Below are 11,880 nucleotides of genomic sequence, written 5' to 3'. Positions count from 1 at the left end.
AATGAAGAAATTACTGCTAACTGGATTTGAACCGTTTTTGGATAATCCAATCAATCCAACAGAAGAAATTGTTAAAGAATTAAAAGGAAAGGTAATTAACCAATATTTAGTAATTGAACAGGTTCTTCCTGTAGATTTTGCAGAAGCGGCAAAAGTTTTATTTAGGGTTTTTGATAAAGAAAGACCAGATGTTGTCATTTCATTAGGACTTGCTGCTGGAAGAAACCGAATTACACCTGAACGTATCGCTATTAATTGTAATGATGGGGCTGCAGATAATAAAGGAGTTATCATGCAAGATCAACCTATAGAGCAAGAAGGTCCTGCTGCCTATTTTTCTACATTACCAATCAGAAGAATAGTAGATACTTTGGTTGCAGAAGGATATCCTGCAGAAATATCAAATAGTGCTGGTACCTATTTGTGCAATCATGTCATGTATAGTATGTTACACAAAATAGCAAAAGAAGGTCTTTCTACACGTTCTGGATTTGTTCATGTGACTGCTTCTCATGATTTAGCGCTCAAAAATCGTTCTTTACCAAGTTGGCATCAACATGACTTAGTTAAGGCAATCGAGTTGATCATCAATGTTTTGTAAACATTGAAATTGATTCAAATAGGTTCCTATAAAAGAGTCGGAAAAACCGACTCTTTTTCATTATTAGAAAGAATTAAAATCAAAATGACGAACTAGCGGAGGTTTCTTTATTTGGAAAAAGTGATTTCACTACCCAATTAGAGTGGAAGAATATCGTCAGGAATATATCAATGAAGTGTGCAATTACACTTGAATTTCACAGTTAAATCATGGAAAATAGAAGAAAATAAAGATAGAGGTGAAATATGTGTCAAGCAAGATTGAAGAACAGGTAAAAAGATTTTACGAACTTGTAAAAAAGATAAAGTCGTACAATGAAGCAATCAATGTGATGTATTGGGATTTAAGAACAGGGGCACCTAAAAATGGAGTAGAAGGACGTTCTGAAGTCATAGGTATTTTATCTTCAGAAGTTTTCCAAATGAAAACGTCTTCAGAAATGGAACAGTTATTAAATCAATTGTCAGAATATGAGGATGAAATTGATCAAATCACACTAAAATCTGTTCGCTTATTAAAGAAAGAATTTGATCGAGATAAGAAAATTCCAAAAGACAAATACCAAGAATATGTTGTTCTCGTCTCTAATGCAGAGTCTGTTTGGGAGGAAGCAAAGAAAAAGAATGATTTCTCTTTATTTAAACCATATCTAGAGAAAATAGTAAAATTTAACCAAGAATTTATTGAACTTTGGGGTTATGAAGGAAATAAATACAATGCCTTATTAGACCAATATGAACCAGGAATGACAGTTGAACAACTTGATCCAATTTTTAAAGATTTAAGAGATGCATTGGTTCCATTAATACAAAAGGTAGCCAAAGCCTCCCCCGTCGATACAAGCTTTTTGAAAAAAGAGTATGATCCCCATCAACAAAAAGAACTGTGCCAATTTATTTTAAGGAAAATGGGTTACGATTTTGAAGCTGGTAGGCTTGATGAAACGGTTCATCCCTTCCAAATCACATTAAATCGTGGTGATGCAAGGGTAACAACCAAGTTTGAGAAAAATGATCTAACCATCGCATTATTCGGAACCATGCATGAAGGTGGACATGCGCAATATGAGCAAAATATCTCAAAAGATTTGGAAAAAACACCTTTGGCAGAAGGAAGTTCAATGGGGATTCATGAATCTCAATCTCGTTTTTGGGAAAATATGATTGGCCGAAGCTCTCTTTTCTGGGATACCTATTATGAAGATTTGATTTCTTATTTCCCTGAACAATTAGGAAATATCACAAAAGAAGATTTTTATAGAGCGGTTAATGAAATGAAACCTTCATTGATTCGAACTGAGGCGGATGAACTTACATATAATTTTCACATTATGATCCGTTATGAAATTGAAAAAGGACTGATCAATGGAACGATACAAGTAGAAGAACTGCCCACGATTTGGAAAGAAAAAATGCAGGAATATTTAGGGATTGTTCCTAATACCGATGCGGAGGGAGTATTACAAGATGTGCACTGGTCTGGAGGGATGATTGGTTATTTTCCAACCTATGCATTAGGTAATATCTATGCTGCACAATTTTATCATCAACTTAAATTAGAGTTACCAAATTTTAATGAATTATTGCAAAAAGGGGATTTAATCCCAATCAAAAATTGGTTAGACAATAAGATTCACCGTTTTGGTAAAGCAAAAACACCAAACGAACTGTTAAAAGATGTAACCCATGAGAGTTTAAATGCGAAATATTTAATTGAATATTTAACCGAGAAAGTAAAAGATATCTACCAAGTCTAGCCCTTTTTTCTTTTAAATGGTTGTGGGAGGAATGAAATGATTTTTCTTAATCATGAACTAGCTGAACAAATTGTTGATCGAACCATGAATATCATTCACAGAAATATCAATGTGATGAATGAAAAAGGAGTTATTATTGGTTCTGGAGAAAAAGAAAGGATCAATCAAATCCACGATGGCGCAGTTGCTGTAATCAAAAGTCAATCTGTGGTTGAAATCGATGAAGTAAAGGCGAACTATCTAAAAGGAGCAAAGCCAGGAGTAAATCTTCCGATCTTTTTTAGAAACGAAATTGTTGGTGTAGTTGGAATTACTGGCCGCCCAGAGGAAATACGAGGCTATGGAGAATTAGTTAAAATGGCTGCAGAAATGATTCTAGAACAGGCCTTTCTTTTAGAGCAAATTCAGTGGGATCAAAGATTAAAAGAGGAAGTCATTCATCAGATTGTAGTTGGCAATCTTGAAACAGATCCATGGTTTCTTGAAAGGGCAAAGATTCTTGGAATTTCATTTCAAATACCTAGAGTGGCAGTCATTATTGAAATAAAGGTTAATCAGTTATCTGAAAAGGAATTATTGAGTAGAAGGAAAAAAGTAGTCTCTACCCTTCAAAATTTGCTAGATAATGATGACTTAATGGCACTGGGGTATACCACTGATATTATCCTGTTTAAAAAAATTAAATTAAATGATGATCAATGGAATGAAGGACAAACACTGCAACAATTGCGTTCATGGGGATCACGTATCTTCCAATTATCAAAGGTCAAGACAACCATGAGTATAGGATCGTATTATCCTGAAATAGCGGGACTATCTTTATCCTATCATGAGGCAATGAAAACATTAGAAGTTGGGAAACATTTATTTCCTGATATCGATATTTATTCTTATCAAGAGATGGGTTTTCCTACCTTATTAGTGGATCTACCAAAAACATTAAAACATCCACTATTTGAAGTTTATCAAAGAATTGTTCAAAATGACAAAAAGGGTGAACTTCAACAAACATTAAAAGTATTTATTGAAGAGAACGGTGAAGTTAATCATACAGCAGAGAAGTTATTTATTCATCGAAATACTCTACATTATCGCCTCGAAAAAATAAAAGAAATGACAGGTAAAGATCCCAAAAAACTAAAAGATTTAATAGACTTATATATCTCAATGTTATTAAATTTGTTAAATTCAAAATAAAGCATTATTTATGCAAATAACCAAAAAAACGGCTTGTTTTTTTGGTTATTTTTTGTTGTATGAATGATGTTAATTGGCAAGGAACCGCTTACAATGGTAATTGAACTAATCATCATAAAAATACTTTAGGAGGAGTCAAAACATGGATGTTCAAGTAACTGCTTTAGGTGCTATAGTAGCATTAGTCATTGCCATTGTCCTGATTCTTAGGAAAGTTCCACCTGCTTACGGAATGATCGCTGGAGCATTAATAGGTGGTATTATTGGCGGTGCAGATCTAGGTCAAACAGTCACATTAATGATGGATGGTGCCAAAGGTATCATTCCAGCAGTATTAAGAATCTTAGCAGCTGGAGTTTTAGCAGGTGTACTCATAGAGTCTGGTGCAGCATCAACGATAGCTGAAACCATCGTGAAAAAATTAGGGGAAACAAGAGCATTGTTTGCGTTAGCGATTGCAACCCTTATCTTAACAGCTGTAGGGGTATTTATTGATGTTGCGGTTATTACCGTTTCACCAATTGCGTTAGCGATTGCAAAAAGGGCTAACCTTTCTAAAATGGCCATTTTAATTGCGATGATTGGTGGAGGTAAAGCAGGTAACGTCATTTCTCCTAACCCAAATGCGATTGCTGCTTCGGAAGCCTTCAATATTCCATTAACATCGGTTATGGCAGCAGGAATTATACCAGCATTTTTTGGTCTGATTGTCACTTATTTTATTGCAAAAAAACTTACTCATAAAGGTTCACAGGTTGAATTAGCAGAAATCCAAAACCACAGCGATGGAAACCTACCGATCTTCTTTACGGCTATTGTAGGGCCAGTTGTCACTATTGTCCTATTAGCATTACGTCCAATTGCTGATATTAGTATTGACCCAATGATTGCATTACCTTTAGGTGGATTGATCGGTGCATTATTTATGGGTAGAATCAAACAAATCAACCAATATGCAGTATCTGGTTTAGGAAAAATGTCTGGAGTTGCGATTATGTTATTAGGTACAGGTACATTAGCAGGTATCATTGCCAACTCTGGATTAAAAGATGTAGTCATTAATGCATTAAGCTCTTCAGGTTTACCAGCTTATCTATTGGCACCAATTTCTGGTGTACTTATGTCAGGAGCAACAGCTTCGACCACCGCGGGTACAGCTGTAGCAAGTAGTGTATTTGGTCCAACTATTTTAGAATTAGGCGTTGCTGCGATAGCAGGTGCAGCTATGATTCATGCAGGTGCAACAGTATTAGACCATTTACCACACGGTAGTTTCTTCCATGCTACAGGCGGTAGTGTAAATATGCAAATCAAAGAAAGATTAAAGTTAATCCCTTATGAATCATTAGTAGGTTTAACATTAGCTGTTGTTTCTACTTTGATTTATGGTGTATTTAAATTTTTCGGATAAGAATATGCTTCTAAGAAAGACAAAATAGATTGGAGTGTCTCAAATGAAAATTGTTATCGCGCCAGATTCATTTAAGGAAAGTTTAACAGCACTAGAAGTTGCCAATGCGATTGAGAAAGGTTTTCAAGAGATATATCCTGATGCAACCTATATAAAGATTCCTATGGCAGATGGTGGGGAAGGAACAGTTGAATCCTTAGTAGATGCCACAGATGGCCAAATTATAAATAAACAAGTGATTGGCCCATTGGGACATCCCGTGGAAGCATTTTTTGGGGTTTTGGGAAATGGAAAAACTGCTGTCATTGAAATGGCTGCCGCATCAGGTTTGCATTTGGTTCCTCAATCGGATCGCAATCCTTTAATCACTACGACATGGGGAACAGGAGAGTTAATTCTTGCTGCTTTAGATTATGAGGTAGAACATATCATTATTGGAATTGGTGGAAGTGCTACCAATGATGGGGGAGCAGGAATGGCTCAAGCATTAGGTGCTCAGTTACTAGATGATAAAGGCGAACAAATTGGCTATGGTGGTGGTTCATTAAACCAGCTTGTTTCAATTGATTTGTCAGCATTAGATCCAAGACTTCAACAAGTAAAGATTGAAGTGGCTTGTGATGTAAATAATCCACTTGTTGGTCCCACTGGCGCTGCAGCAATTTACGGACCTCAAAAAGGTGCAACACCTGAAATGGTCAACCTTCTTGATCGAAATTTAACCCATTATGCTGAAATCATCAAAAAAGATCTCAAAAAAAATGTCATTGATATTCCTGGAGCAGGTGCTGCTGGAGGTCTCGGTGCTGGCTTACTTGCTTTTCTTTCTGCTGAATTAAAAAGAGGAGTCGATATCGTTATAGCTGCAACAGAATTGGAAAAGCATATGAACAAGGCTGATTTGGTGATCACCGGAGAAGGTAAGATTGATAATCAAACCATCCATGGAAAGACACCCATTGGAGTAGCCAAAACTGCAAAAAAACTAAACATTCCTGTGATTGGAATAGCAGGTAGTGTATCCACAGACAGTCATATTGTCCATCAACATGGTATTGATGCTTTATTTAGTGTTGTACCTGGCGTGATTTCTTTACATGATGCATTCGAAGGCGCATCTAATTACGTTTATCAAACAGCTCGTAATGTAGCCGCTGTTTGGAGAATAAGTAAAAATGAAATATAAAATCTCTTATATAGGTAAAATTTGGTCAATTCTTAAAATGAAGGAGCTTAAACGAGATGTTTATGCTCCTTTTTCACTGATATACATAGTTGTCATTTCAAATTCATAAGTTAAAATGATAGTATGATGAAGTAACTCCAAATTAAATGCTTAATATGGTGGTGGTCAAATGGGAGAAGTATTAAAACAATATGAAACATGGTTACAGTATGACAACTTACAACCAGAATTGATGGAAGAATTGCAGCAAATAGAAGGAAACATGAAAGAGATCGAAGAACGTTTTTACAAAAATTTAGAGTTTGGGACTGGTGGTTTACGAGGAATAATAGGCGCTGGTACAAACAGAATGAATATCTACACTGTTCGAAAAGCCACAATGGGGCTAACTAATTGTATTATTGAGCAAGGTGAAAAAGCGATCAAGCAAGGCGTGGTTATCGCATATGATTCAAGAAGATATTCACAAACTTTTGCAGAAGAATCTGCGAAAGTTTTAGCTACTCATGGAGTTCAGGTCTATTTATTTAATGAGCTTAGACCTACACCACTCTTATCCTTTGCCGTTCGACATTTGCATGCCTTTGCAGGTATAGTGATTACAGCTAGCCACAATCCTTCAGAATACAATGGTTACAAAGTTTACAATACAGATGGGAACCAAATCACTGAAGAAATGGCTGAACAAATCTATCATCAGATGACCAATGTAAAAGACATATTACATATTTCAGTAGAACCTTTAGATCAATTGCTTGAACAAGGTTTAATCCATTATATTGGTAAAGAGATTGACAATGAATATGCCAAGAATGTTCGGTCATTGTTATTAAATCAGGATCTGATAGCCCAAAGTGGCAAAGAATTATCGATTATTTACACCCCTTTACATGGTACAGGAAATAAACCTGTTAGAGAGATATTACATCAAGTTGGCTTTACAAACTTACATATTGTAAAAGAACAGGAACATCCTGATCCCAATTTTTCAACAGTAAAAGCACCAAATCCAGAAGAAAGAGAAGTTTTTCATTTAGCTCTGCAATTAGCTAAGGAAAAGAATGCAGATATCATCATGGCAACCGATCCAGATGCAGATCGACTTGGTGTTCTGGTGAAAAATGGGGAAGAATATGAGGCTTTAAATGGAAATCAATTAGGTGCGATAATTTTATACTATTTATTAAATGAGAAAGCGAAGAAAGGAATTCTTCCTGAGAATGGGGTAATGGTAAATACCATTGTTACTTCAGACTTAGGAGAAAAAATCGCTAGTGCTTTTCATATTGCAACAGAAAAAACATTAACAGGTTTTAAATATATCGGTGAAAAAATAAAAGAATATCGCGAAACAGGACAATACACCTTTTTATTTGGTTACGAAGAAAGCTATGGTTATTTAGCAGGGGATTTTGTTCGGGATAAGGATGCAGTACAAATTACTGCTATTGTAGCCGAAATGGCTCTTGTATATAAACTTGAAGGAAAAAGTCTGTTAGACATTCTAGATGAAGTATACCAACGATTTGGGTATTACAAAGAAGATCTAGTTTCAATCACATTAAAAGGAATTGAAGGAAGTAACAAAATTAAGGAGATTGTTACGTCCTTTAGAGAAAATCCACCCAAAGAGTTAATTGGTATGAAGGTGAAGTCGGTAGAAGATTATTTACTGTCACCAATGGGTCTTCCTAAATCCAATGTGCTTAAAATCATTTTTGAGGATGACGCTTGGATTGCCATTCGCCCATCTGGTACAGAGCCAAAGCTAAAGTTTTACTTTAGTATGGTTAGTAATTCTCCACTTTCAGTTCAAGAAAAATTAAAACAACTAAAAGAGGCTGTCTTGGCACAACTTACATGAAATGCTATTGTGGGAAACAATACAAGATAAGGAATATTTATACGTAAAAAGGAGTCATAAAATGAAAGTAATCTACCCATTTCATGAATGGAAAATTATTGAAAATTCTTTTGATGTCGAAACAAATCTACAGGATGAAACGATTTTTGCTACAGGAAATGGATATATTGGCATGCGTGGAAATTTTGAAGAAGGATATGCTGGCCCTGAGGGTACTTCAGTAAACGGGACTTACTTAAATGGTTTTTATGAGTCAGAACCAATTATATATGGAGAAGAAGCTTACGGTTATGCCAAATATTCTCAAACAATGTTAAATGTAACGGATAGTAAAATTATTCGGTTATATGTTGAAGGTGAAGAATTTAATCTATTTACCGGAAAAATTCTTAACTACTATCGGGAATTAAACATGAAAGAAGGGGTTTTAACTCGAGAAGTAACCTGGGAATCACCTTCAGGCAAACAAGTAAAACTTAAAATTAAGCGATTTGTTGCTTTAACTAACAAACATTTAGCAACGATTTCTTATGAAGTAATCCCCCTTAATTTTGATGGTGAAGTCATTCTTATCTCAGCAATTAACGGAAAAGTGCAAAATCAAGTCTCTATGGGTGATCCTAGGGCTGGATCAGTTTTATCGGAGCAAGTTCTTTTAACAGAAGACGTAGTGCAAAGAGGAACTTTCGGTGCAATACATCAAAAGACAAAAAATACTCAGTTTGCTTTAGTCTGTGCTATGGAAAATGAGCTAGCGACTGAAAGTAATTTTACATTTATAGCGCAATCAAAAGATCAATGGGTCGAAACTAAGTACACAATTGTGGCCAAAAAAGAACAATCCATTCGCTTATCAAAATATATTACCTACTATACATCAAAAGATTATCCTGAAAATCGGTTGCATGAGTTGGCGAGAGAAACAGTCATGGCTGCGAAACAACGAGGATTTGATGCATTATTTGCTGATCAAAAACAGTATTTACAAAACTTCTGGTACCGAAGCGATGTTGAAATTAAAGGAGATCTTTCTTTACAACAGAGTATTCGTTTTAATGAATATCATCTACTTCAATCTGTGGGGAAAGATGGAAAGACGAATATCGGAGCAAAAGGAATTACAGGCGAAGGATACGAAGGCCATTATTTTTGGGATACAGAGACGTATGTGTTACCATTCTTCCTTTATACGAATCCAGAAATCAGCAAAAAGTTAATCGAATATCGTTACAGTATTTTGGATAAAGCTCGTAAAAGAGCTAAAGAATTATCACATAAAGGTGCGCTTTATGCATGGCGAACCATTAATGGGGAAGAAACCTCAGCCTATTATCCAGCAGGGACTGCCCAATATCACATCAATGCAGATATCATTTTTGCCCTCAAAAAATATATACATGCGACAGATGATTTAGATTTTCTAGTAGAAAAAGGCGCTGAAATGCTCTTTGAAACCGCTAGACTTTGGGTAGATGCAGGAGATTATATCAAAAGGAAAGGAAATCGCTTCTGTATCAATGATGTAACTGGTCCTGATGAGTACACGGCAATCGTGAATAACAACTTATATACAAACATTATGGCAAAAGACCATTTAGAGTTTGCTTATCATACTGCTCAGTTACTTAAAGATAAATTTTCTAATGAATTCAAATCATTAGCTGAAAAGATCAATTTAAACGATGCAGAGATTGAAGAATGGAAGAACGCTGCAGAAAAAATGTATCTACCTTATGATGATGAATTAGGGATTCATCCACAGGACGATTCTTTTTTAGATAAAGCGGTATGGGACTTTGCAAATACGCCCCAAGAAAATTATCCATTACTTTTACATTATCATCCATTGGTAATTTATCGTTATCAAGTGTTAAAACAAGCGGATGTAGTTCTTGCTTTATTCTTACAAGGAGATCGTTTCAACTTGGCAGATAAGAAACGCGATTATGACTATTATGTACCAATTACTACTCATGATTCTTCATTATCTCCTTGCACATACAGCATAATGGCTGCTGAAATAGGTTATCATGATAAAGCTTATGAATACTTCATGAGAACGGCAAGAATGGATTTAGATGATATCAATAAAAATGTAAAAGATGGAATCCATACAGCATCAATGGCTGGAGCTTGGTTGTCCATTTTTAATGGATTTGCTGGTGTAAGAGAATATGGAGGAATCTTAAGATTTAATCCAATCGTTCCTAAAAAATGGGAGGGTTATCACTTTAAGGTTACGTTTAAAGGCCGTTTGATTGATGTAGATATTGCAACAGAAAAGGTTAGTTATACCTTATTAGAAGGAAAACCGATAACGATTTATCATCGTCAAGAAAGCCTTCAATTAGAACAAGGCAAATCCATAAATAAAAGTCTGAAACCTTTCATTGAAGCGGTTATTTTTGATTTAGATGGTGTGATTACAGATACTGCTGAATATCACTATTTGGCTTGGAAACAGCTAGCTGAAGAATTAGGTCTTCCTTTTGATCGTCAATTTAATGAAAAGCTTAAAGGTGTTGGTCGAATGGATTCATTAGAGCTCATTCTGCAACAAGGAAACAAATCTTACACAATTGAAGAGAAGATATCCCTAGCTAATCGGAAAAATGACCATTATAAGCAGTTGATTCAAAAAATTACACCGAATGATTTATTGCCAGGGATCTTGCCATTATTAAAAGAATTAAAAACAAATGGCGTTAAAATTGCCCTTGCTTCTGCCAGTAAAAATGCCTTTACTGTTATTGATAAACTGCAAGTCGGAGAATATTTCGATACCATTGTTGATGCTGGTAAAATCGTGAAAGGAAAGCCTGATCCAGAAATCTTCATGGTGGCCGCCGAACAATTAAAGGTACCAGTGCAAAACTGTGTGGGTATTGAAGATGCAGAAGCTGGAATAAGAGCCATTAAAGAAGCAAATATGTTTGCCGTAGGAGTTGGAAATGAAGATTCGATGCATCTAGCAGACCTTATTGTGAAAGATACAAATGAACTTACATTGGAAAGATTAAGAGAAAATTTTAAATAGCCACCAATATACGGTGGCTTTTTTTCATCATTCATAAAAATTTGCTGGTTCAGAGCATGTCCTGTACTAGAATCTACTTTTGCATCATATGGTGAAGTATCAACGAATTTACAAGAGTAGATGAAAGGAGAATAGCTTTGAACGAACAAGAATATCGGTACTGGGCAGATTATGTAAAAGAATATGTTCCATTGCAAAAAGGAGCACTGGAATCTTATGAAAATTGGCATAATCGTGCATTACTTGGTCGACTTTTAGCAAATCTAAATATTTATAAACCTGCTATTGAACTTTTAGAATCGATTTTAGAAGAAGTGAAGCAGGAAGATGATGAGCAATACATCTGGTCGTTATCTGACTTAGCGGATTATTATTGGGTCTCAACAGGAGATAAAGAACACTCAATCGAACTATTGAATCTAGCGATTGACTGTCTCTCTCAAAAAACGGTTACTTCCTTTCCTTTGATCAATCGAGGCCTTCTCTATAATCAAATGTGGCAAATACATGCTTTATCTGGTGATACTGATAAAGTGACTCAAGAAATTTATTCCATTATTAAAAATGAAGAAGTACATAAGAAAGAAGAAAAAACCAACAGTTTACTATTCTATTCATACTTCAATTTGGCACTATTGGCTTTTGAAAAGGAAGATACGAGCCAAGCCATCCAACTTTTGAAACAAGCATACACTTATTCAGAAGTGAACCTTAAAGAAGTAGATCATATCTTAACCATGGATCTTTCACCACAAGGAACAGTTAGCCAGCTTCTTTCCTTAACACATCGACATATGCAATTTGACTGCTAAAACTATTTCATTTCAC

The 11,880-nt window shown here is 35.4% G+C and carries 8 protein-coding genes; all 8 read left to right on the top strand.

What is annotated here, in order from left to right; translation table 11 throughout:
* Position 1 precedes the first annotated feature (1 nt).
* The 8 genes from pcp (at position 2) to BEN26_RS11040 (ending at position 11,864) form a co-directional block, all read left to right on the top strand.
* The gene (pcp, locus tag BEN26_RS11075) at positions 2–601 is read left to right on the top strand and encodes a pyroglutamyl-peptidase I (protein WP_069797996.1); all 600 of its coding nucleotides are present in this window, start codon (positions 2–4) and stop codon (positions 599–601) included.
* A gap of 247 nt (positions 602–848) precedes the next feature.
* Positions 849–2,357, top strand: a complete 1,509-nt coding sequence (locus BEN26_RS11070; protein ID WP_069797994.1) for a carboxypeptidase M32 — start codon at positions 849–851, stop codon at positions 2,355–2,357.
* 36 nt (positions 2,358–2,393) lie between these two features.
* Positions 2,394–3,554 carry a sugar diacid recognition domain-containing protein gene (locus BEN26_RS11065; RefSeq protein WP_069797992.1) on the top strand — a complete coding sequence of 387 codons (1,161 nt, stop codon included), beginning with the start codon at positions 2,394–2,396 and terminating at the stop codon, positions 3,552–3,554.
* 142 nt (positions 3,555–3,696) lie between these two features.
* Positions 3,697–4,965: a GntP family permease gene (locus BEN26_RS11060; protein WP_069797990.1), complete on the top strand. Its 1,269-nt coding sequence runs from the start codon at positions 3,697–3,699 to the stop codon at positions 4,963–4,965.
* A 43-nt stretch (positions 4,966–5,008) separates the two neighbouring features.
* Entirely contained in the window at positions 5,009–6,151 is a 1,143-nt protein-coding gene (locus BEN26_RS11055) for a glycerate kinase (RefSeq protein WP_069797987.1), read from the top strand.
* Between the two features lie 169 nt (positions 6,152–6,320).
* Positions 6,321–8,015 carry a phospho-sugar mutase gene (locus BEN26_RS11050; protein WP_069797985.1) on the top strand — a complete coding sequence of 565 codons (1,695 nt, stop codon included), beginning with the start codon at positions 6,321–6,323 and terminating at the stop codon, positions 8,013–8,015.
* A 61-nt stretch (positions 8,016–8,076) separates the two neighbouring features.
* Positions 8,077–11,052 carry a beta-phosphoglucomutase gene (pgmB, locus tag BEN26_RS11045; protein ID WP_069797983.1) on the top strand — a complete coding sequence of 992 codons (2,976 nt, stop codon included), beginning with the start codon at positions 8,077–8,079 and terminating at the stop codon, positions 11,050–11,052.
* A gap of 137 nt (positions 11,053–11,189) precedes the next feature.
* Positions 11,190–11,864: a tetratricopeptide repeat protein gene (locus BEN26_RS11040; RefSeq protein WP_069797981.1), complete on the top strand. Its 675-nt coding sequence runs from the start codon at positions 11,190–11,192 to the stop codon at positions 11,862–11,864.
* Positions 11,865–11,880 lie beyond the last annotated feature (16 nt).

The organism is Tepidibacillus sp. HK-1, assembly GCF_001748485.2.
GTDB lineage: Bacteria > Bacillota > Bacilli > Tepidibacillales > Tepidibacillaceae > Tepidibacillus_B > Tepidibacillus_B infernus.
Note: the sequence above shows the minus strand (reverse complement) of the source record. Positions and strands in the feature narration are given on the sequence as shown.